Genomic DNA, 22,125 nt, shown 5'->3' with positions numbered 1-22,125 from the left:
CTGTGCCAGCCATTTCACCTTATTGGCTTGAACAATCTTGCGCACTTGTGGGAAATCGGCCGGATGCGCGCGGAATTCGCTGATTTTCGCGCGCAGCTTTAATCCCCTGAGCGGCGTAACATAGCGCCATTCACAATCGCGTCAGGGAGACGACATGCTCTACCGAATCGCAGCCGACGGGCTGGTGCTGTTTCATTTGTCCTTCATTCTGTTCGTGCTGTTTGGCGGGCTGCTGGTGCTTAAATGGCCACGGTTGATGTGGCTGCATTTACCTGCGGCGACCTGGGGCGTGATGGTCGAGGTGTTGCACCTCACCTGCCCGCTGACCTACTGGGAAAACCTCATGCGCCACGCCGCCGGGCAAACCGAATACGCCGGCGGTTTCATCGAGCACTACATCTGGCCGATCATCTATCCGGCCGGGCTTACCCCGCAGCTTCAACTGGCACTCGGCAGCGTGGTGCTGGCGGTCAACCTGCTGGTTTATGGCCGTTTGATCCGTGCGTGGACGCTGCGTCGAGCGTTGTGATCAGCGCGAAGTCTGCTTCACAGCGTCCAGCCAGGCCGGATCCAGGCGCGTCTGCTCGGTGTCGAGCCCCAGCGCCTGCATCCGCTGTTTATGTGCTTCGACTTCACGCCACAGTTGCCCATGATCGCTGGAGTTGCCGTCCAGTACATGCATCTGCGTCAGCCCCAGGTGGTAGAAGCGCAAGACCTTCATGGCCGTCGGATCACCCTTCTCCACCGCCGCCGTGACTTGATGCATCACGTTGGTGACGCTCATCAAACTGCGCTTGAGCCGCCAGCTGTAAACGGCCGGCGCCATCCACGTCTGATGCCAGAAGCGCCCGCGCAATAACCCCGCCGTCAGTAGAAACGCGACGAACACCCCACCGACGTTAAAGCGCAGATTGTCCCCCCCGGGCTCGCCGAACAGCGCCACCGCCACGCTGGAAAACAACATCGCCAGCACCAGGAACAGCACGGCGATGATGATCGTGCTGCGTCGGGTCTGCTGGCGAAAGGTGGCGGCGTCCATCGGCTGAATCTCGAACATCACAAATGACTTCCTTGAGCGACAAAAGGGCTGACTGAAAAAACCGGCCGGCGCATTATCGCCTCTAGCGCGGATTTAGCTATGCTGGGGCTCCTTTTCATCTTTTCAGCGTCCAACGGGAACATGGCGGTACAGCGCAGATCGTGCCATCTTCATTCATGGATACACACTATTCGGATGCCATTCGCCTGGTTTTGGGATGACATCGTTTTAAGGATCATTGCATGACCCAACGACACGTAATCAATGCCTCGGTCAGCCCGAAAGGCAGCCTGGAAACCCTTTCTCAACGTGAAGTTCAGCAACTGAGCGAAGCCGGATCCGGCAGCACCTACACCCTCTTCCGCCAGTGCGCCCTGGCCATCCTCAACACCGGCGCCCATGTTGATAACGCCAAGACCATCCTCGAAGCCTACAAGGACTTCGAAATCCGCATTCACCAACAGGACCGCGGCGTACGCCTGGAGTTGCTGAACGCGCCGGCCGACGCTTTCGTCGATGGCGAAATGATCGCCAGCACCCGCGAAATGCTTTTCAGCGCCTTGCGCGACATCGTCTACACCGAGAACGAACTCGACAGCCAGCGCATCGACCTGACCACCTCACAAGGCATCAGCGACTACGTCTTCCACCTGCTGCGCAACGCGCGCACCCTGCGCCCGGGCGTCGAGCCGAAAATCGTCGTGTGCTGGGGCGGTCACTCGATCAACACCGAAGAATACAAATACACCAAGAAAGTCGGCCACGAACTCGGCCTGCGTAGCCTCGACATCTGCACCGGCTGCGGCCCGGGCGTGATGAAAGGCCCAATGAAGGGTGCAACCATCGCCCACGCCAAACAGCGTATCCACGGCGGTCGCTACCTCGGTTTGACTGAGCCGGGCATCATTGCCGCCGAAGCGCCGAACCCTATCGTCAACGAACTGGTGATCCTGCCGGACATCGAAAAACGTCTGGAAGCGTTCGTGCGTGTCGGCCACGGCATCATCATCTTCCCGGGCGGTGCCGGTACGGCAGAAGAATTCCTCTACCTGCTCGGCATCCTCATGCACCCGGACAACGCAGGGCTGCCGTTCCCGGTGATTCTCACCGGGCCGAAACATGCCGCGCCGTATCTGGAACAGCTCGACGCCTTCGTCACCGCCACCCTCGGCGAAGCGGCCAAACAACATTACGAAATCATCATCGACGACCCGGCGGAAGTCGCGCGGCAGATGACTCAGGGCCTGAAAGCGGTGAAGCAGTTCCGCCGCGAGCGCAACGATGCGTTCCACTTCAACTGGCTGCTGAAGATCGACGAGGGCTTCCAGCGCCCGTTCGATCCAACCCACGAAAACATGGCGAATTTGAAACTGCACCGCGATCAGCCACCGCATGAACTGGCGGCGAACCTGCGTCGGGCGTTTTCGGGGATTGTGGCGGGGAACGTCAAGGACAAGGGCATTCGTTTGATCGAAGAACACGGGCCATACCAGATCCGTGGTGATGCGGCGATCATGCAACCGCTCGATGCCCTGCTCAAAGCCTTCGTCGCCCAGCACCGGATGAAGTTGCCGGGTGGCGCGGCGTATGTGCCGTGTTATCGAGTGGTGGCGTAACGTTTAAGCCGCCACACAATTGCTGTGTGGGAGCTGGCTTGCCAGCGATAGCGGTCTTCCAGTCAACAGAGATGTTGAATTAGATGATCCCTTCGCGAGCAAGCTCGCTCCCACAGGTTCTGTGGCGTGGCACAAATGGTATTTGCAACCTGAATCCCCTGTGGGAGCGAGCTTGCTCGCGAAGGGGCCCGATAGAACAACCTCAACCCACCAACCGCGCAGCCAACGCCTTGGCCTGCAACGCCACATCCGTCACCGCCGTACTCTCCCACCACATCCCGCGCAACGGTGGCCCCATGGCAAATAGCCGGCCAGCCGCACATCCCTCGGCATCCAGCACCGCGCCATCCACGGTCGCCGCGACCCCCAACGCCAACGGCCCCGGTTGCACCAATCCACGCGCCAGCATCTGCTGCGGCAACGGTCGCGCCACCCGGCGCCAGTCGTACTCGATGCCACTGGAGTTGATCAGTGCGGCGCCCCTCACAACGCAGGTGTCAGACTCACCGCGACGGCGGATGCGAATACTCACGCCACCTTCCACATTCGGCTCAAGCCCCTTGAACGACGCCGCTTGAATCCGCAATCGCCCTTCTTTGTGCAACCGCTCAACCAGCTTCGCGCTCAATGGCGGCGACCGGTGATGATGACTTTCCCACCACGGCCGTACATGCCGTACGAATTGTCGACGCTGCACGTCAGTCGCCTGACTCCACAACCGGGCGATGTGCACGCGAACGGTGTCCAGCGGCGCCTGCCAATCGATGCCTTGGGCAATGGCTGCCTGGCATTGCCGACGCAATTCACGCAACAGCTGTCGTGGCGTTCGAATGCTGTAATCGCTGCCAAGAAAATCTGCCCATACCGGCGGCTGTCGGCGCACATGGGGTAACAAGCCGTGCCGGGAAAACACTTCGATCGGCCCGCGATGCCCGGCCTGTTCCAGCGACACCACGGCATCGACCATGGTCAGGCCGGAGCCGATGATCAGCACGGTCGATTGCGGGTCGAGTTGACGCATGGCAGCGACGTCCCACGGATCGAGCGCTGCGGCGTTGAGGCCACTGGAAGTTTTCTGCGGGGTTCGCGCGGCCGGGAACATTCCAGTCGCCAGGACCGCGTAGCCACCGCGCAGTGGCTGACCATCGCTCAGTGTGAGTTGCACCGAATCGGCCCCGACCTGCAGGTCGACGACCTCCGCGCGAATGTGTTCAACGCTTGAGCCATTTCTCGAACCGACACGGCGCGCTTCGGCCAGGCGCTGCTGCACATAGACCCCGAACAATCCACGCGGCGGAAACAGTTCACTGATCGGCACGTTCTGCTCGACAGACTCCGGCCAGCCGCCAGCGGTAATGTGCTCGGTCAGCCATTGCGTCAGGTCATCGGGGTTATCCGGATCGACGCTCATGCGTGCGGCATTGCCATTGAGCGTATGGCCCAACTCGACAGCGCTGTACGCTTCGCCTCGTCCGAGTTCAGCGCGAGGCTCGATGATGAAAATCTTGCGTTGCCCTGGCAGGCGCAGCAATTGCACCGCCAGCATCGTGCCGCTGAGGCCACCGCCGATGATCAGGATATCCGCGTTCAGACTCATTCAAATCACCACATTACGTACGAAACGCGCCGCCACCTCGCCGTCATTGCGATAGCTATGCGGCTGGTTGCTGGCAAACATGAAAAACTCGCCCGTGGCGATTTGCTGGCGTTGCTCGCCGAGCATCAGCGTCAGGCAACCTTCGAAGACGTAGATTTGCTCGCTCCAACCATCGGCATCCGGTTGCGAAGGATAGACTTCGCCGGGTTGCAGGCACCACTCCCATTGTTCGACTTCGCGGGTGGCGGTGGCTTTGGACAGCAGCACGGCCCTGCTCCCCGGAATGCTCCCCGCCCAGGCCACTTCATTGATGCGGCTCGGATCACGCGCATCCGGCGCCTGGATCAGATCGCTGAACGCCACATCAAGCGCTTCGGCGACGCGATCCAGGGTGGTCAGGCTGACGTTCTTCTCGCCCGCTTCGATCGCCACCAGCATGCGCCGGCTGACGCCGGATTTTTCCGCCAGCGCGGTCTGGCTCAGGTCAGCGGCATGCCGCAGACGCCGGACGTTCTGGCTGACGTGTTGCAAAACGGAGGCGCGTTGCGTTGAATCTTTGTGCACTATATTGCTCACTCGGTGAGGTTGGGCAGTATACTGCGCAACGTTGGGCGCATTGTGCGTCCTCCTTTTTATAGTGCGCAAGGTCATGACGTCGCAGAACACCTCCCCCGCTACCCTCCGTTTCTCTCGTTTCAGCAAAGCCGAGTGCGTGCTGGTACTGATCACCATGGTCTGGGGCGGCACCTTCCTGCTGGTGCAGCATGCGATGACCGTCAGTGGGCCGATGTTTTTTGTCGGGCTGCGATTTGCCGCTGCGGCGGCTATCGTCGCGCTGTTCTCTTGGCGTCATCTGCGCGAACTGACCCTGTTCGAACTCAAGGCCGGTGCCTTTATCGGTGTGGCTATCATGCTTGGTTACGGTTTGCAGACGGTCGGGCTGCAAAGCATTCCGAGTAGTCAGTCGGCGTTCATTACTGCGTTGTATGTGCCGTTCGTGCCGTTGCTGCAATGGCTGGTGCTCGGGCGTCGGCCAGGGTTGATGCCGAGCATCGGGATCATGCTGGCGTTCACCGGTTTGATGTTGCTGTCCGGACCGTCCGCAGCTTCGCTGAATTTCAGTCCCGGTGAAATTGCCACGCTGATCAGCGCGATCGCCATTGCGGCCGAAATCATTCTGATCAGCACCTATGCCGGGCAAGTCGATGTGCGCCGGGTGACCGTGGTGCAACTGGCAACCACCTCCGTGTTGTCGTTCCTCTTGGTGGTGCCGACCAGTGAAGTGCTTCCGGATTTTTCCTGGACCTTGTTGGTGACCGCGTTGGGGCTGGGCGCCGCGAGTGCGGCGATTCAAGTGGCGATGAACTGGGCGCAAAAGAGCGTTTCGCCGACGCGGGCAACGCTGATCTATGCCGGTGAGCCGGTCTGGGCCGGGATTGTCGGGCGGATCGCCGGCGAGCGCTTGCCAGCGATTGCACTGGTGGGCGCGGGGTTGATTGTCGCGGCGGTGATTGTCAGTGAGCTGAAGACCAAAGGGAAGGTTGCTGAAGCCGAAACTGAGTTGGAGCGGGAAACCCAGGGCTGAAGCTCCGAAATCTTCACAGTCTGAATTATTGCTATCGCGAGCAACATCCATCTACCTGAAACAATGCCAAACAGAAAATTCCCGACTACTTTGTAGGATTCTGAGACATCCTGGCGTTTGGTGATCGGGGAGCTGGCACGTATGATGCTTCACAAACTTCCGCAGATTAGAAGCCTATGTCCCTGATAGTTCTACTGCTTCTGCCATTCGTTGGCAGCTGTCTGGCAGCGGTGCTGCCACACAACGCGCGTAATACCGAATCCCTGTTGGCAGGTCTGGTCGCCTTGATCGGCACCGTCCAGGTCGCGCTGTTGTACCCGCAAATTGCCCACGGCGGCATCATCCGCGAAGAGTTCATGTGGCTGCCCAGCCTCGGTCTGAACTTCGTGCTGCGCATGGACGGCTTCGCCTGGCTGTTCTCGATGCTGGTGCTCGGCATCGGCACGCTCGTCTCCTTATACGCCCGTTATTACATGTCGCCGGATGACCCGGTGCCGCGTTTCTTCGCGTTTTTCCTGGCGTTCATGGGCGCCATGCTTGGCCTGGTGATCTCCGGCAACCTGATTCAGATCGTGTTTTTCTGGGAGCTCACCAGTCTCTTCTCGTTCCTGTTGATCGGTTACTGGCACCACCGCGCCGACGCCCGTCGCGGCGCTTATATGGCGCTGATGGTCACCGGTGCCGGCGGGTTATGCCTGCTGGCGGGGGTCATGATTCTCGGCCATGTCGTCGGCAGCTATGACCTCGACAAGGTCCTGGCCGCCGGCGACATGATTCGTGCACATGCCCTCTACCCGATTCTCCTTCCCCTGATTCTTATCGGCGCCCTCAGCAAAAGCGCGCAGTTCCCTTTCCACTTCTGGTTGCCGCACGCCATGGCGGCGCCGACACCGGTTTCTGCCTATCTGCACTCGGCGACCATGGTCAAGGCCGGGGTGTTCCTGCTTGCGCGGTTGTGGCCGTCACTGTCCGGCAGTGAAGAATGGTTCTACATCGTCAGCGGTGCCGGCGCGTGTACGTTGTTGCTCGGCGCGTATTGCGCGATGTTCCAGAACGATCTCAAAGGCTTGCTGGCCTACTCGACCATCAGCCACCTCGGTCTGATCACCCTGCTGCTGGGCCTGAACAGTCCGCTGGCCGCCGTGGCTGCGGTGTTCCACATTCTCAACCACGCGACGTTCAAAGCCTCGCTGTTCATGGCCGCCGGCATCATCGACCATGAAAGCGGCACCCGTGATATCCGTAAACTCAGCGGCCTGATCAAACTGATCCCGTTCACCGCGACGCTGGCGATGGTTGCCAGCGCCTCGATGGCCGGGGTGCCGTTGCTCAACGGCTTCCTGTCGAAGGAAATGTTCTTCGCTGAAACGGTATTCATCAACGCCACGGCGTGGGTCGAAGCGGCGTTGCCAATTGTGGCGACCATCGCCGGTACGTTCAGCGTTGCCTACTCCCTGCGGTTTACCGTTGATGTGTTCTTCGGCCCTCCCGCCACCGACTTGCCGCACACGCCGCACGAGCCACCGCGCTGGATGCGCGCGCCAGTAGAACTGCTGGTGTTTACCTGCCTGGTCGTCGGCATTTTCCCCGCGCAAGTGGTCGGCCCGTTGCTCGCAGCGGCGGCGCTGCCGGTGGTTGGCGGCACGTTGCCGGAATACAGCCTGGCGATCTGGCACGGCCTCAATGCACCGATGATCATGAGCCTGATCGCCATGTCCGGCGGCATCGTCGTCTATCTGCTGCTGCGCAATCAGCTCAAACGCGGTCGTTTCAAATATCCGCCACTGGTGGGCCGCTTCAACGGCAAGCGCCTGTTCGAGCGCAGTCTGGTGGTGATGATGCGCATGGCACGGCGCGTTGAGCGTCGCCTGGGTACCAAGCGTCTGCAGATGCAATTGTTCCTGATGGTCTTGGCGGCCGTGCTCGCCGGCCTGATCCCGATGTTGCACAGCAGCCTGAGCTGGGGTGACCGGCCGAAGATTCCCGGCTCGATCGTCTTCGTGACCCTGTGGTTGCTGGCCATCGCCTGCGCCCTCGGCGCCGCATGGCAGGCCAAGTATCACCGTCTCGCCGCCCTGACCATGGTCAGTGTCTGCGGCCTGATGACCTGCGTCACCTTCGTCTGGTTCTCCGCGCCGGATCTGGCCCTGACGCAACTGGCGGTAGAAGTCGTGACCACCGTGCTGATCCTGCTCGGCCTGCGCTGGTTGCCACGCCGTATCGAAGAAGTCTCGCCACTGCCAAGCAGCCTGCGCAAGGCACGCATTCGTCGTCTGCGCGACTTGTTGCTGTCGATTGCCGTCGGCGCTGGCATGGCGTTGCTGTCTTACGCGATGCTCACGCGGCAGACGCCGAACGACATCTCCTCGTTCTACCTCAGCCGCGCCATGCCCGAGGGCGGTGGCAGCAACGTGGTCAACGTGATGCTGGTGGATTTCCGTGGCTTCGACACCCTTGGCGAAATCACCGTGCTGGTCGCCGTGGCGCTGACCGTGTTCGCCCTGCTGCGGCGCTTCCGCCCGCCGAAAGAAAGCCTGCAACTGCCCGCCCAGCAACGTTTGCTGGCACCGGACGTGGTCACCGACCTGGTCAACCCGCGTTCGGCCAGCGACACCGCGCTCGGCTTCATGATGGTGCCGGCGGTGCTGGTGCGTTTGCTGCTGCCGATTGCGCTGGTGGTGTCGTTCTATCTGTTCATGCGCGGGCACAACCAACCGGGGGGCGGTTTCGTCGCTGGTCTGGTGATGTCGGTGGCGTTCATCCTGCAATACATGGTCGCCGGTACACAGTGGGTCGAGGCGCAAATGAGCCTGCGGCCGCTGCGCTGGATGGGCACCGGATTACTCTTCGCCACTGCCACCGGTCTGGGCGCGATGGTCGTCGGCTATCCGTTCCTGACCACGCACACCTGGCATTTCAGCTTGCCGCTGCTGGGTGATATCCATGTCGCCAGTGCGCTGTTCTTCGACATTGGCGTGTACGGCGTAGTGGTCGGGTCAACGCTGTTGATCCTCACCGCCCTCGCCCACCAATCGGTGCGGGGTCACAAGACCGCATCGCTGCCCAAGTCCGTCGCCAGCAAAGGAGCCGTCTGATGGAAGAAGTCATCGCAATCGCCATCGGCGTACTCGCCGCCTCCGGCGTCTGGCTGATCCTGCGGCCACGGACCTTTCAGGTAGTCATGGGCCTGTGCCTGCTGTCGTATGGCGTCAATCTGTTCATCTTCAGCATGGGCAGCCTGTTCATCGGCAAGGAGCCGGTGATCAAGGACGGCGTCACCCAGGATTTGCTGCACTACACCGACCCGCTGCCACAGGCACTGGTGCTCACCGCGATCGTCATCAGCTTCGCCATGACCGCACTGTTCCTCGTCGTTCTGCTCGCCTCGCGCGGCCTGACCGGCACTGACCACGTCGACGGCCGGGAGCCTAAAGAATGATGGCGATGACTCACCTGATCGCCGCACCGATCCTGCTGCCGCTGCTGACCGCCGCCATCATGCTGATGCTCGGCGAACGGCACCGGCCGCTGAAGGCGAAGATCAACCTGTTCTCCAGCCTCGTCGGCCTGTTCATTTCGGTGCTGTTGCTGCAATGGACGCAGACCACCGGCGTGCCCGGCTCGATTGGCGTGTACCTGCCGGGCAACTGGCAGGCGCCGTTCGGTATTGTGCTGGTGGTCGATCGGTTGTCAGCGCTGATGCTGGTGTTGACCGGCATCATCGGCGTCAGCGCCCTGCTCTTCGCCATGGCCCGTTGGGACGGCGCGGGCTCAAGTTTCCACGCCCTGTTCCAGATTCAGCTGATGGGCCTGTATGGCGCGTTCCTGACCGCTGACCTGTTCAACCTGTTCGTGTTTTTCGAAGTGCTGCTCGCCGCGTCTTATGGCTTGTTGTTGCACGGTTCCGGTCGGGCGCGAGTGTCTTCGGGGCTGCATTACATCTCGATCAATCTGCTCGCCTCGTCGCTGTTCCTGATTGGCGCGGCACTGATCTACGGCGTCACCGGCACGCTGAACATGGCCGATCTGGCGCTGAAGATTCCGCTGGTGCCGGAAGCCGATCGTGGCTTGCTGCACGCCGGTGCGGGGATTCTGGCAGTTGCGTTTCTGGCCAAGGCCGGTATGTGGCCGCTGAACTTCTGGCTGGTACCCGCCTATTCCTCGGCCAGTGCGCCGGTCGCGGCAATGTTCGCGATCATGACCAAAGTCGGCGTCTACACCCTGTTGCGCCTGTGGACCCTGTTGTTTTCCGGCCAGGCCGGAGCGTCGGCATTCTTTGGCGGCGACTGGCTGATCTACGGCGGTATGGCGACCATGGCCTGCGCGGCGCTGGCGATTCTCGCCGCGCAACGCCTGGAACGCATGGCCAGCCTGAGCATTCTGGTGTCGGCTGGCATTTTGCTGTCGGCGATCGGTTTCGCTCAGCCGAACCTGATCGGCGCGGCGCTGTTCTATGTGGTCAGCTCGACGCTGGCGTTGAGCGCGCTGTTCCTGCTGGCCGAGTTGATCGAACGTTCGCGCTCGGCCAACGAGATCCCGCTCGAAGACGAAAGCGAACTGCTGCCGCGCCCGCAGGAATCCCTGCAACCGCCCAAAGGCATCAACCTCGACGACGAGCAGAAAGCCGTGGTCGGTCAGGTCATCCCGTGGACCATGGCGTTTCTCGGTTTGAGCTTCATCGCCTGCGCCTTGTTGATCATCGGCATGCCGCCGTTGTCCGGGTTCATCGGCAAACTCAGCCTCATCGGCGCCCTGCTCAATCCGCAGGGGCTGGGCAACGGCGCGCCGATTTCCATGGCGGCCTGGGCATTGCTGGCGCTGCTGATCCTCTCTGGGCTGGCGTCGCTGATGGCGTTCTCGCGCCTCGGCATCCAGCGTTTCTGGACGCCCGAAGAGCGGCCGTCGCCGCTGCTGCGCAAACTCGAATGCGCGCCGATCTTCCTGCTGCTGGGGTTGAGCATCGCCCTGACCTTCAAGGCCGAACCGCTGCTGCGCTACACCCAGGCTACCGCTGATGCGCTGAATAATCCGCAGCAATACGTCATGGCAGTGCTCGGCACCCGCGCGGTACCGAGTCCGGAAGCCAAAGCTGCAATGCTGGAGGTGCAGCCATGAAACGGGTGTTTCCTGCACCGTTGTTGTCGCTGGCGCTGTGCGCCTTGTGGCTGACCCTGAACCTGTCGATCAGTCCGGGCAACCTGCTGCTCGGCGCAATACTGGGCTTTGCTGCACCGTTGATGATGCGCAAATTGCGTCCGAAAAAAGTGCGCATCCGGCGTCCTGGGACAATTCTGCGCCTGTTCGTTCTCGTTGGCCGTGACGTGGTGATGTCCAACCTGATCGTCGCCTGGGCCGTGCTCAACGCCGGTCGTCGCCCTCCGCGCTCAGGCTTCGTCAAAGTCCCGCTGGACCTGCGCGATGCCCATGGTCTGGCGACGCTGGCGATGATCTGCACGGTGGTGCCCGGCACGGTTTGGTCGGAACTGGCGCTGGATCGCAGCATTCTGTTGCTGCACGTGTGGGATCTGGATGACGAAGCGCAGTTCATCGAGCACTTCAAGAGCACCTACGAGCGGCCGTTGATGGAGATTTTCGAATGAGCCCATTACTGTCGAACGCGATCCTGCTGACGCTGTTCCTGTTCTCGCTGGCGATGGTGCTGACCTTGGTGCGCCTGTTCAAAGGCCCATCGGCGCAGGATCGGGTATTGGCGCTGGACTACCTGTACATCGTCGCCATGCTGATGATGCTGACCCTGGGCATTCGTTATTCCAGTGACACTTACTTCGAAGCGGCGCTGCTGATTGCGCTGTTCGGCTTCGTCGGCTCGTTTGCCCTGGCGAAATTCCTGCTGCGTGGCGAGGTGATCGAATGAATGCTGAATTGTCTCTGTGGGTCGAGATTCCGGTGGCGATCCTGCTGGTGCTCAGCGGTCTGTTTGCGTTGATCGGCGCGATCGGGTTACTGCGCATGAAGGATTACTTCCAGCGCATGCACCCGCCGGCGCTGGCCTCGACGCTGGGCGCGTGGTGCGTGGCGCTGGCCTCGATCATTTGTTTTTCAGCACTGAAATCCGGGCCGGTCATACATGCCTGGCTGATTCCGATTCTGCTGGCGATCACTGTGCCGGTGACGACATTGTTGCTGGCGCGGGCGGCGTTGTTCCGCAAGCGCATGGCCGGGGATGATGTGCCGGCAGAGGTCAGTAGCCGGCGGACCGAGAGTGGTAGCTGAGTCCGGACTCTTGTGGTGTTGGTGCTGGCCTTATCGCTGGCAAGCCAGCTCCCACAGGGTTTTAGGTGGAACCCGATATTGTGTACAACCTAAATCACTGTGGGAGCTGGCTTGCCAGCGATAAGGCCATTCAGCAACCACAACAATCCGATCTGCTCTCAGACCCAAGCCACCGCCAAAAGCCCTGCCCCCAACACCGCACACAACGGCGAATACACCCAGGTATCCAGCCGCGCAAACCGCGAATCCTTCACTTCCTTGAAGAACCCGACCAGATTCGAATCACCAATCGCCCGGGCAAACATCAACAGCGCTATCGCACTGATCACCCACTGCAGCGCCTTGTGATTCACCGCCGGCATTCCCCAGCCAACCCGCATACACACCAACGCCGCAATCACCAGCAGGGCCGCCGCCACGATCAACGTGAGCCAGCCTGACGGCTTGAACGCCGGCCGCACCGTTGCGACAAAACCGCGCACCGGCACCTGCGGCACAACAGCCGCTGCCGCCCATTGCCCACCCAACGCCCAGTACACGTGCATCAAGGCGATCACCGCAAACGTTGTCACCAGCCATTGAGCCAACACAAAGGTCATGGTTGAAATCCTTGGAAAGGGATTTGAACAAATCATCCTAGTCGCATTTTTTTCAAGTGCACGACCGATCAGCGGTACGGTAAAGTGCCGCCCCATGAAATTCTCCCGTTCCGATCGCTCACTGCTGGCCTGGATGCTCTATTGCTGCGTCCTGTTCAACGTGTTCGCCTGCAGCATCGGTCACGGACAAATGGTCGGCATGCAGCTCAACGGCATTGGCGGCCAGTTCTGTACAGTCGACCCGACGACTCAAGCGCCGCTCGCCAGCAACCCCACCGAAGAAAAACTGCCAACCCTGTCCAAAGCGTTCGGCTGCCCGCTGTGCTCGGTCGGCGGCGGCATGGGCCCGGCGTTCAACTCCAGCCTGACCCTGGCGATCCTGCCGGAGCAACACAGCCCGCCGCTGGCGCCCATCGTCAGTGCCGACCTCCCTGCCCGCTTCACCTGGCCTTCAGCCAACCCACGCGCCCCACCGCTCGCCTGAGTGTCCCTGCCTTTTTGATTTGTCAGCCCACTGCGCCAACGCGCGGCGTGCGCCTGTGCGCTGACTCCTAGACAAGCATTCAGGATTCAATGATGAAACAACTCACTTTGCTGGCGAGCCTGTGCGGCTGCCTGTCCGTCAACGTCTGGGCGCAATCCACTGTGGATCTGGCGCCGATTACCATCGATGGCGAATCCGGCGCCGAGCCGGGCCTGAGCCTGGACCAATCCAGCGGCATGGCCTCGCGCCTCGGCTTGAGTGTGCGCGACACGCCCGCCTCGGTGGCGATTGCCAATCGCAACGACATCGAGCGCCACGGCGCACAGAACTTCCAGGACGCCGCCAACACCCTGCCCGGGGTCAATGCCAGCGCACCGCCGGGGTTCGGCGGTTTCGTCTCCTACCGTGGCTTCACCAGCAGCCAGATCACCCAGATGTTCAACGGCGTCAACGTTTCCGGTGGCCTCGCGCGGCCGGTCGATTCGTGGATTTATGATCGGGTCGAACTGGTCGGCGGCCCGTCATCGCTGATCAACGGCGCGGGTTCGGTCGGCGGTTCGCTGAACTACGTGACCAAACTGGCGACCCGCGATGAACAGGCAGTTGAAGGCCGGGTCAGCTACGGCACCTACGACACCACCGAAACCGCCTTCGGCCTCAACCACGCGTTGACCGATCCGAGCGCCGACGTCCAGCACTACACGCGCCTCGACGTCAGCCACAACACCAGCAACGGCTACATTGACCGCCAGGAACGCGATGCATGGAGCGTGGCGTTCTCGCTGCTCAGCGACCTCACGCCCGACCTGTCGCACACGTTGGCCCTGGAGTATCAGGATGAACACGAAGACAGTCCGTACTGGGGCACACCGGTGCTCAATCCCAAGGCCGGCGAGTTGAAGATCGATAAACACAACCGCTTCAACAACTACAACGTCGAGGACGGTCGCTACGAACAGCGGACGATCTGGGTGCGTTCGATCATCGATTACCGAATCGACGACAGCACCACGCTACGCAACACGCTGTATCACCTCGACAGCCAGCGCGATTACCGCAACCTCGAAACCTATCAGTACAACGCCGACAACACGGCGGTGAACCGTTCGACCGCGTATCAGGTGCGTCATCAGGGCGAGCAGAACGGCAACCAGTTTGAACTGCGTCACGACAACACGCTGTTCGGTCTCGATACGACGTGGTCGGGTGGCTTCGAATACAAGGTCAACCAGACCACCAACTCGCCGCTGAACATCAAAGGCGCGAGCACGGTCGATCCAAACAATTACCAGCCGGGGCATTTCTACGACATTCCGGGGACCAATCCGAAGTTGATCAGCGAAAAGACCAACGAGGTCACCACCAAAGCCTTGTTCGTGGAAAACCGCTTGGCGTTGACCGACAAACTGTCGCTGCTCACCGGCCTTCGCTATGACGACATTGACCTCGACGTGACCAACCATCGCACGGTGACCGCCGCCAACCCCAAGCACCTCAAACGCAGTTGGGAGCCAGTCACCGGCCGTGCCGGTTTGACCTACCAGTTCATTCCCTCGGCCAACGTCTACGTGCAATACAGCACCGCCGCCGAGCAACCGAACGGCACGCAGGACTTTGACGTCTCCACCGGCAAGCAATGGGAGATTGGCAGCAAATTTGATTATCTGAACGGGCGCGGCTCGGCAACGATTGCGGCCTACACCATTGAGCGAAAGGACTTCGCCGTAACCGATCCGCTGGACCCGACCAGCAGCATTCCGGTCGGCCAGCAGACGTCAAAAGGGTTAGAGATCGCCAGTTCCCTGCGGATCACCGACAAGCTGTTGGCCGAAGGCAATTTCGCCTGGGTCGATGCGCAGTACGACGATTTCACCGAGAAAAATGCCGCCGGCGTGGTGGTGTCGCGCAAGGGCAATACGCCGACCAACGTGCCGGATCGGGTGGGCAATCTGTGGCTGACTTATGATTTTTCGCCGCAATGGCAAGGTGGCGTGGATACGCGATATGTAGCGTCGGTGTATGCCGACACGGCCAACACCATGACCGTGCCGTCGTACACGCTGTTCGGCAGCTTCCTCAGCTACAAGGTGGATTCGCACACCACCGTCACCGGGCGCGTGCGTAACCTGACCAACGAGGTGTACGCCGAGTTTGCGCATGTTTCGCCGGCGTATTACCTCGGATCACCGCGTACCTTTGAATTGGCGGTGGCTACCAAGTTCTAAAAGCTTCGCGAGCAAGCTCGCTCCCACAGTGGATATGTGTCGTTCACAAAACCAGTGTGGGAGCGAGCTTGCTCGCGAAGAGGCCAGCCGCTACAGCCTCTATTTAAGATCAGCCGAAACCTTCTCCGCCACATCCTTCGGCAACCACGCCTGCCACACATCCGGGTGTGCCTTCATGAATGCTTCCGCCGCATCCCGCGGTGCCGTGTGCTTCTCGCTCATCTCGGCCAACGCCTTGTTCAACGGCTCGATGGGAAAATCCACCTTGCTGAAGAATTCGGCAATCTGCGGATACTGCTTCTGAAACGGCGTCGACACGCCAATCGACAACTTCGACGCCAGCGATCGGGTCGGTTTCGGATTGGGATTATCGGCATCGGTCAGGGTCTTCCAGGCTTCAGCGTCAAACGCTGGTTCTTCCAACTGCACCAGTTTGAACTTGCCGAGCAACGGCGTTGGCGACCAGTAGTAAAACAGCACCGGTTTACCGCGACGAATCGAAGAGCTGATCTCGGCGTCCAGCGCCGCTCCCGATCCACTGCGGAAATTGGTGTAATCGTCCTGCAGACCATAAGCCGTCAACTTCTGCTTGTTGACCACTTCCGAAGTCCAGCCGATTGGGCTGTTGAGGAACCGCCCTTTGCTCGGAGCTTCCGGGTCCTTGAACACGTCCTTGTACTTCTTGAGATCACTGACACTGCGCAGATCCGGCGCCAAAGGTTTAATGCCCTTGGCCGGGTCGCCCTTGATCACATACTCCGGCACCCACCAGCCCTCGGTAGCGCCCTTGACCGTATCACCGAGGCTGACAACTTTGCCTTCGGCCTCGGCCTTGACCCATACCGGACTGCGCCCGGCCCATTCTTCGCCAATGACCTGGATGTCATTGTTGGCCAGCGCGGTTTCCAGGGTGATGGTGGTACCGGGCAAGGTGTCCGTCGGCAAGCCATAACCCTTTTCGACAATGATCCGCAGGACATCGGTGATCAGGCTGCCGCTTTCCCAGTTCAGGTCGGCGAAGTGGATCGGCGTCTGCGCCGCCATCACCGAGGGTGCCGAAGCCAACAAGCCGAATGCGGCCACGCTGGCGGCCAATAACCGTCGAAATCCGTTCATGCATTGCACCTCGTGCTGTTCACAGCAATAGCAGGATGGCCTGATGGAAGACCGCAAGCCTCTGAATACTCAGTCAACTGACTGTAGCCGAGGTTCCTGCTTTTTCCGGGCTCAAGCCCGGACGAGGTTACGAATCAGACTTTTCCTGCAAGCTTTGCAGCTCGCGTCTGACCATGCTGGCGTATTCCGCCGGACGCAGCATGTAGATCTGCGCAGCCACCCAATTCAACCAGGCGCCTTGTAGCTCGGCCTTGGCTGCGATCAATCGCCGGGCCTCCTCGCGTGCGGTGTCGAGGTTCTGCGAATGGAAATCCGAACGGCTCACTCGCTGGCCTTGAAAGTCACCAACTCACCCTTGCGCCATTTCGCGGCTTTGGCGGTGACGGCTTTCAGGGTTTTGGTCAGGCCTTCCTGCAACTGCTGGTTGGCGGCGAACACAGTGACCACGCTGTGGCCTTCCTTGAACAGGATCGCGTGACCGTCAGCGGTATCGACAAAGGCGTAATCGCCCAGGCCATAAACCGTCAGTTTGATTTCGCGAAAGCGGATATCCATCTTGCCGCCTTCACGGCTGGGCAAGACCGATGCGCTGAAATGATCGCCAACCTTGAGCTTGAGCCCCGGTTTGTCATCGACCACCAAAGCACTTTCCGTGTCGATTTCAGCGACGTAAATACCTTCAGCGTTTTGCTCGGTGATGTAAACGAAACGCGACTGGAACAACTTGACCAGCTTTGCGCGCAAATCACCCAGCACGAACAAAGCATGCATATCGAGGTTACTGACTGCCAAAGAAACATCCCCACATCTGGAAAAACCGTTCACGGAAAACGCGCACGGCAAAGAAAACGGCCAAGCCGACAGAACTGCCAGGTGACTCAAATAAAAGTCTGAAGTAAGCAGAGCGCTCATTCATCGCGAGGTACGTAAGACTACTGGAATGTCACTCGCGAAACTTGCTCCGATGTCGCCAAAGCTTGCAGGAAAACTCCTCACTGGCGCTCAGAGAATGCTGACTACGAACTTTAGGGAAAATTCTCACGAAAAAAAGCACTTTTCCGACATATCGCTCGTGAAAAATTGCTTTAGATAAGCCCTGTCGTCAACAGGTACTGGCGATTCTAGAGCAACGATGCTCATTACGACTACCCGAAACGGCCTGTAAACATCGGCCGACTGATGAAAAGGACTTCATATGTGCACTTTGACTCACTTTGCCATGCCCGCCGAGGCCAGACTCGAACCAACGTTGGTCCTGCATGTCAGTGCGATACCCGACCAGAGCCCACGCTTTCAGGTCGTGCCAGCGGGGACCGCGTTTTTCCACATCAGGGAAAAATCGACCGGTCGCGTAAGAGGTTTCCGCGAACACCATAACGAAGCCTGCGCCCTCGCCCGCTCACTTGAAACTCAAATCGAACTCCCGGCCGGCGGATGCCTCAGATAAAGAGAGTGATCAATCGCGCCCCTCGGCGCTAACCCAAGGAGCACACGATGGAACTGCCAGCCTACAATCTGAAAACCCTGTTTGATCAACTGGGCCTGCCTTCAGAAGAGAAGGACATCGACGATTTCATCGAAGCCCATCCATTGGCTGCCGAGGTCAAATTGATTGATGCAGACTTCTGGTCACCGCAACAGGCGCAATTGCTCAAGGAGTGGTTGCGTGCCGACGGTGAAGAAGCCGTCATGGTCGATGAAATGAACGTGCGCCTGCATAGCGGCAAGTAACCCTGATCAGTGCAGGCTGTCACCTGGCTCCGATTGCAATTGCGCGAGCCACGCAGCCTTGCACTCCTCGGCTTCACCGCGACTGGCAAACGCGGTGCCGCGCCGTTCACCATTGAGTAGAACCACCCAGCAAACGCTTTGGCCCATTGCGCGCAACCCAGCGGGTACACCACTGCCGATCATCACGGCGACATCAACCCGGCACTGCATGCCGACCTCCTGAAATAATTAGCTGCCTAACTAAGTCGGCAGGTTAATGCTTTCTTTCAGGGGGAAACAGCAACGCCGGTGCACAGAACCCTTGCCGCAACGGTAACAATCAGCGCGGATTCTCGGGTTTGTAGCCCAAACGCAAACCGCCCCAGTGCCGGCCCTTGATCATGATCGGCACCGATAAATCGTGCATCAGCTCACCGGTGTCGCGCGTGTAAGTCTGCAACAGCACCGGTTGTTGATGGCTGCCGCAACGGATCCCGGTGCGATCGGCAAATTTGCGTTTGGTGCGGTTGTTCACCGCATCGACCTGCGCATCGCCGGTCAACGGCTGACTGAAGGCCTGATTATGCGTCGGCACATAACCCTGCTGCGTGCAGGCGATGGCAAACACCAAACCTTCGTGACGCGGTAGCAACGGCTCTTGAATCGTCGGCAGCACCTGATCGGTATAGCGGTCAAAACGGGTTTGATATTTCGCCGGCTGAGTATTCGGGATCGGCTGATACTGACGGTCGAACAAGTCTTCGAGGCTGACCCGCCCCTGCTCGACATCCGCCTCGAACCGCGCCGCGATCTGGCTGGCACCTTCGCGCGCCAAGTCATAGATGCGCTGGTGATAGTCGTCCAGACCGACTTCGGCCAGACGCTCGCTGATGGTCTCGGCCTGGCCTTCCATCTGCACCGCCGCTTCGGCAAGGCGCCGGGTTTGCTGATCACTGATCGCCAGATCGCTGCGCATCTGCTCGATAGCCTTGAACAGGCTGTCGAGTTGCTCGCGATTGGTTTCGGCGCCGCGGGCGATTTCACCGACCTGACCTTCCACCCCAGCCGCCAATCGCGCGATGTTCTCCAGATGCTGACCGGTGTGCTCGACCTGCTCGACGCCGGTGTGCAGATCGCTGGACAGCTCGCGAATCTGCTCCACCACCTGCGCGGTGCGTTGCTGAATATCGGCGACCATCTCACCGACTTCGCCGGTCGCCGACGCCGTGCGCGCCGCCAACCCGCGCACCTCATCCGCCACCACCGCAAAACCGCGCCCATGCTCGCCGGCGCGCGCGGCTTCAATCGCTGCGTTGAGGGCGAGTAAATTGGTCTGGCTGGCAATCGACTGAATGACCAGGGTCACGCGCTGAATATCATCACTGCGCAGGCTCAAGGCCTCGATCAGCTCGCGACTGGCATTGGCGCGCTGACTGAGTTGATGCATGCGCGAGATCGAATCGACCAACTCAGTGCGCCCCGCTGCGCTGCTGTGATGCGCCTCACTGGCAGCGGCCAGCGCTTCACGGCTTAGCTGCGATGTCGCCTGTTCGGTGGCGATCATCACCTCGGCATTGCTGACAATCCGTGCCGCCGCATCGAGTTGCGATTCGAGTTTGCTTGCCAGTTCCTTGACCGAAAACGCCACGCCGGCCGCCGACAACGCGTTGTGGCTGGTGGTGTAGGAAAGGTCTCGAGTCAATTCGGAAATGGCGCCGCCAGTGTCGGCAGGCTGTGCAGCCGGGACGGCTCGGGAGCGCAAGCGCGGCAGCCAGACAATCAGCACCGCGACCGGCATGCCAACGTAAAGCGACCATTCACCCAGCGTCATGCCGGCCAACAACAGCATCAGGGCGATGCTTTGCAGGGTCGGTGCGATCCAGCGGTTTTTCGGCAAAAGCACTGGTGCAGGCAAAGCCCCAACCAGAGATCCATCTCTCGTCATATCAACACCCCACGCTTGTTCTCATTATTGTGACTGCATTAAACGCCACTACAACGCCATTATCTATGGTCCGTTAGTCGTGGGGTCTGTGACAGGTCAATGGAATGGCAGGAGGATTGTTGCAGACGAGCAAAAACAAAGATCGCAGCCTCCAGCAGCTCTATATAGAAGCTGCCGAAGGCCGCGATCTTTTCGGGGCAACCCACTTTCATGGGTTACCGCACAGAATCAGGCCTGACGCTGGTGCTTGTCGATCTGCTCGTGACGCTCTTGAGCTTCGATGCAGTACTTGGTGGTCGGGCTGATCAGCAGGCGCTTCAGGCCAATGGCCTCGCCGCTGTCATCGCACCAGCCAAAGCTGTCTTCCTTGATGCGCTCAAGGGCTTGTTCCAGTTGCGGCAGCATGCGCTGGTCGCGATCGATCGCGTTCACCAGCCAAGTGCGCTCTTCTTCAACCGAAGCCGCGTCCGCCGGGTCAGCCGGGGTGTCCAGGCTTTCGATGGCGATACGATTTTGCTCAATGCGCTCGTGGGTTTCGACTTTCATGTTCTGCAACAGCTCAGTGAAGAAAGCGTGCTGCTCGGCATTCATGTAGTCATCTGCCGGCATGGCCAGCAACTTGTCCTTTGTCATTGATATCTCTATAAAAAAACGTGCATTAAGGCGAATTAGGGAGCGTTTCGGCGAACCGCGTGCGGTCGTCGAAAAGGCATCGTTTATTGCAAACGCCACCCGGCACTCAATTTACGAGGGGCGGCAGTCTAAGGCCCGATTGAGGCCTCAGCAACTGTAAATACAGTGAATTTGTCCGACAAAGCCCGGAAAGTGCTCTGACACCGGCACCACAGCGGTTATCGGAGTGCGTTTATAGCAAGAAATTCAGTCGAGTGGAGGTATATAGAAGACAAACGGCTAACCGGGCGGCATGTCATCGGCATCTTTTCACCCTTTAGTGCATCGTTTCAGCCAGGCAAAACAGCAAAAGCCCCCCTACTATCAGGCCAAAATCATGATCAATCTGCCTGAAGGATAACTTATGCCCCGCCCCGATCTGCCGGCCACCGACGAGGTTTCACTCGCCAGCCCCCCGATCAATGCCGAGCGCCTGCTGCAACTGATCACCGACGAATACGACACCCTGCCGCGTCAGCTCAAACGCATTGCCGGCTATATGAGCCAACAGAGCGACCGGATCATGGTCGACCGCATCAGCGACATCGCCCGGGAATGCGAAGTCCACCCGTCCGCCATCGTCCGCTTCTCGCAACGCTTCGGTTTCAGCGGCTTCAGCGAAATGCAGGCGCTGTTCCGCAGCGCCTACACGCACAAAGCCTCGCCGGTGCAGAACTACCAGCAACGCATCCGCAGCATGATCGCCAACCAGTCGCAGCAAGTCAGCGCAGGCGACCTCGCCCGCGAATGCATCGACGCCACCCGCTCCGGCATCGAACGCCTGGGCCGCGAACTCGACGACACCGCGTTCGAAAAAGCCGTCGACCTGATCGTCAACGCCGACAACATTTATGTCGTCGGCGTGCGCCGCTCCTTCGCCGTCGCCGACTACCTCGTTTACAACTTGCAACACACACAGAAAAAAATTCATCTGGTATCCGGGCTAGGCGGCAGCTATCGCGAGCAAATGCGCAGCGTGCGCGCAAGCGACTTGGTCATCGCCATCAGCTTCGTGCCCTACGCCAAAGAAACCCAACACTGCCTGCGCTTCGCCCGCCAGCAACAGGCCAACACCCTGATCCTCACCGACAGCCACCTCTCGCCACTGGCGAAACTCGCCGACAGCGTATTGCTGGTCAACGAAGGCAGCGCCCTCGCCTTTCGCTCGCTGAGTGCGACGCTGTGTTTGTGTCAGGCGTTGTTTGTGGCGGTGGCGTATCGGCTTGAGCTGAATGTTGATGAGATTCACGAACAACCCGGCTTCGACGACTGACAATTGCCTCAGCGTCGGCTAGGTTATGCC

At 60.0% G+C, this 22,125-nt stretch carries 24 protein-coding genes; 14 read left to right on the top strand and 10 right to left on the bottom strand.

From position 1 onward, the window contains the following. The first annotated feature begins 154 nt into the window (after positions 1–154). Positions 155–529, top strand: a complete 375-nt coding sequence (locus WA225_RS08405) for a DUF2784 domain-containing protein (RefSeq protein WP_422607584.1) — start codon at positions 155–157, stop codon at positions 527–529. Here WA225_RS08405 and WA225_RS08400 read toward each other — a convergent pair whose 3' ends face one another. Beyond that, the gene (locus WA225_RS08400) at positions 530–1,057 is read right to left on the bottom strand and encodes a DUF3087 domain-containing protein (RefSeq protein ID WP_422607583.1); all 528 of its coding nucleotides are present in this window, start codon (positions 1,055–1,057) and stop codon (positions 530–532) included. It abuts the gene before it with no gap. Between the two features lie 224 nt (positions 1,058–1,281). On the opposite strand from WA225_RS08400, the gene ppnN reads away from it, so the two are divergent. Continuing rightward, complete coding sequence (ppnN, locus tag WA225_RS08395) at positions 1,282–2,655, top strand: nucleotide 5'-monophosphate nucleosidase PpnN (RefSeq protein WP_105704980.1); 1,374 nt, start codon at positions 1,282–1,284, stop codon at positions 2,653–2,655. A gap of 202 nt (positions 2,656–2,857) precedes the next feature. Here the strand turns inward: ppnN and WA225_RS08390 are convergent, their stop codons facing one another. Together WA225_RS08390 and WA225_RS08385 are read right to left on the bottom strand one after the other, a co-directional pair. Beyond that, positions 2,858–4,252, bottom strand: coding sequence for an FAD/NAD(P)-binding protein (locus WA225_RS08390; RefSeq protein WP_422607582.1), 1,395 nt, complete (start codon positions 4,250–4,252; stop codon positions 2,858–2,860). Next, positions 4,253–4,816 (bottom strand): helix-turn-helix domain-containing protein, encoded by a 564-nt coding sequence (locus WA225_RS08385; RefSeq protein ID WP_064117571.1) that lies wholly within the window; start codon positions 4,814–4,816, stop codon positions 4,253–4,255. An 85-nt stretch (positions 4,817–4,901) separates the two neighbouring features. Here WA225_RS08385 and WA225_RS08380 point away from each other — a divergent pair, with 85 nt between their 5' ends. The 7 genes from WA225_RS08380 (at position 4,902) to WA225_RS08350 (ending at position 12,071) form a co-directional block, all read left to right on the top strand. Then, the gene (locus WA225_RS08380) at positions 4,902–5,837 is read left to right on the top strand and encodes a DMT family transporter (protein ID WP_422607581.1); all 936 of its coding nucleotides are present in this window, start codon (positions 4,902–4,904) and stop codon (positions 5,835–5,837) included. 176 nt (positions 5,838–6,013) lie between these two features. Then, positions 6,014–8,932 (top strand): monovalent cation/H+ antiporter subunit A, encoded by a 2,919-nt coding sequence (locus WA225_RS08375; protein WP_422607580.1) that lies wholly within the window; start codon positions 6,014–6,016, stop codon positions 8,930–8,932. Then, the gene (locus WA225_RS08370; RefSeq protein ID WP_007910763.1) at positions 8,932–9,276 is read left to right on the top strand and encodes a Na+/H+ antiporter subunit C; all 345 of its coding nucleotides are present in this window, start codon (positions 8,932–8,934) and stop codon (positions 9,274–9,276) included. The genes WA225_RS08375 and WA225_RS08370 overlap by 1 nt, the downstream gene beginning before the upstream one ends. Next, the gene (locus WA225_RS08365; protein WP_422607579.1) at positions 9,273–10,952 is read left to right on the top strand and encodes a monovalent cation/H+ antiporter subunit D; all 1,680 of its coding nucleotides are present in this window, start codon (positions 9,273–9,275) and stop codon (positions 10,950–10,952) included. Before WA225_RS08370 ends, WA225_RS08365 begins: the two co-directional genes overlap by 4 nt. Next, complete coding sequence (locus tag WA225_RS08360) at positions 10,949–11,437, top strand: Na+/H+ antiporter subunit E (protein WP_422607578.1); 489 nt, start codon at positions 10,949–10,951, stop codon at positions 11,435–11,437. The genes WA225_RS08365 and WA225_RS08360 overlap by 4 nt, the downstream gene beginning before the upstream one ends. Next, entirely contained in the window at positions 11,434–11,712 is a 279-nt protein-coding gene (locus tag WA225_RS08355; protein WP_007910754.1) for a K+/H+ antiporter subunit F, read from the top strand. The genes WA225_RS08360 and WA225_RS08355 overlap by 4 nt, the downstream gene beginning before the upstream one ends. Continuing rightward, complete coding sequence (locus tag WA225_RS08350; protein ID WP_016982998.1) at positions 11,709–12,071, top strand: Na+/H+ antiporter subunit G; 363 nt, start codon at positions 11,709–11,711, stop codon at positions 12,069–12,071. Before WA225_RS08355 ends, WA225_RS08350 begins: the two co-directional genes overlap by 4 nt. Positions 12,072–12,229: 158 nt before the next feature. Here WA225_RS08350 and WA225_RS08345 read toward each other — a convergent pair whose 3' ends face one another. After that, positions 12,230–12,670 carry a DUF3995 domain-containing protein gene (locus tag WA225_RS08345; protein ID WP_422607577.1) on the bottom strand — a complete coding sequence of 147 codons (441 nt, stop codon included), beginning with the start codon at positions 12,668–12,670 and terminating at the stop codon, positions 12,230–12,232. Positions 12,671–12,764: 94 nt separating this feature from the next. Here WA225_RS08345 and WA225_RS08340 point away from each other — a divergent pair, with 94 nt between their 5' ends. Both WA225_RS08340 and WA225_RS08335 read left to right on the top strand, forming a co-directional pair. Further along, positions 12,765–13,154 (top strand): DUF2946 domain-containing protein, encoded by a 390-nt coding sequence (locus WA225_RS08340; protein ID WP_064117577.1) that lies wholly within the window; start codon positions 12,765–12,767, stop codon positions 13,152–13,154. A 92-nt stretch (positions 13,155–13,246) separates the two neighbouring features. Continuing rightward, entirely contained in the window at positions 13,247–15,379 is a 2,133-nt protein-coding gene (locus WA225_RS08335) for a TonB-dependent receptor (RefSeq protein ID WP_422607576.1), read from the top strand. Positions 15,380–15,478: 99 nt separating this feature from the next. Here WA225_RS08335 and WA225_RS08330 read toward each other — a convergent pair whose 3' ends face one another. The 3 genes from WA225_RS08330 to WA225_RS08320 all read right to left on the bottom strand — a co-directional run bounded on the left by WA225_RS08330 (position 15,479) and on the right by WA225_RS08320 (position 17,266). Next, a complete protein-coding gene (locus tag WA225_RS08330) occupies positions 15,479–16,495 on the bottom strand; it encodes an ABC transporter substrate-binding protein (protein ID WP_422607575.1) in 1,017 nt (338 codons plus the stop codon). A 127-nt stretch (positions 16,496–16,622) separates the two neighbouring features. Further along, a complete protein-coding gene (locus WA225_RS08325) occupies positions 16,623–16,820 on the bottom strand; it encodes a hypothetical protein (RefSeq protein ID WP_422607574.1) in 198 nt (65 codons plus the stop codon). Continuing rightward, positions 16,817–17,266 (bottom strand): hypothetical protein, encoded by a 450-nt coding sequence (locus tag WA225_RS08320; RefSeq protein ID WP_174245057.1) that lies wholly within the window; start codon positions 17,264–17,266, stop codon positions 16,817–16,819. The genes WA225_RS08325 and WA225_RS08320 overlap by 4 nt, the downstream gene beginning before the upstream one ends. Positions 17,267–17,690: 424 nt before the next feature. On the opposite strand from WA225_RS08320, the gene WA225_RS08315 reads away from it, so the two are divergent. Beyond that, complete coding sequence (locus tag WA225_RS08315; RefSeq protein ID WP_422607573.1) at positions 17,691–17,942, top strand: hypothetical protein; 252 nt, start codon at positions 17,691–17,693, stop codon at positions 17,940–17,942. 47 nt (positions 17,943–17,989) lie between these two features. Then, complete coding sequence (locus WA225_RS08310; RefSeq protein WP_422607572.1) at positions 17,990–18,226, top strand: DUF2789 family protein; 237 nt, start codon at positions 17,990–17,992, stop codon at positions 18,224–18,226. Positions 18,227–18,232: 6 nt separating this feature from the next. On the opposite strand, the gene WA225_RS08305 is transcribed toward WA225_RS08310, so the two are convergent. The 3 genes from WA225_RS08305 to WA225_RS08295 form a co-directional block, all read right to left on the bottom strand. Further along, positions 18,233–18,436 carry a hypothetical protein gene (locus WA225_RS08305; RefSeq protein ID WP_422607571.1) on the bottom strand — a complete coding sequence of 68 codons (204 nt, stop codon included), beginning with the start codon at positions 18,434–18,436 and terminating at the stop codon, positions 18,233–18,235. Between the two features lie 109 nt (positions 18,437–18,545). Beyond that, a complete protein-coding gene (locus WA225_RS08300; protein WP_422607630.1) occupies positions 18,546–19,769 on the bottom strand; it encodes a methyl-accepting chemotaxis protein in 1,224 nt (407 codons plus the stop codon). A 609-nt stretch (positions 19,770–20,378) separates the two neighbouring features. Then, a complete protein-coding gene (locus WA225_RS08295) occupies positions 20,379–20,783 on the bottom strand; it encodes a TraR/DksA family transcriptional regulator (protein ID WP_003225981.1) in 405 nt (134 codons plus the stop codon). 403 nt (positions 20,784–21,186) lie between these two features. Here WA225_RS08295 and WA225_RS08290 point away from each other — a divergent pair, with 403 nt between their 5' ends. Continuing rightward, the gene (locus tag WA225_RS08290; protein WP_422607570.1) at positions 21,187–22,095 is read left to right on the top strand and encodes a MurR/RpiR family transcriptional regulator; all 909 of its coding nucleotides are present in this window, start codon (positions 21,187–21,189) and stop codon (positions 22,093–22,095) included. The last annotated feature ends 30 nt before the right edge of the window (positions 22,096–22,125 follow it).

The organism is Pseudomonas sp. (genome assembly GCF_049300855.1).
Lineage (GTDB): Bacteria > Pseudomonadota > Gammaproteobacteria > Pseudomonadales > Pseudomonadaceae > Aquipseudomonas.
This window is presented reverse-complemented; position numbering and strand designations above follow the sequence as displayed.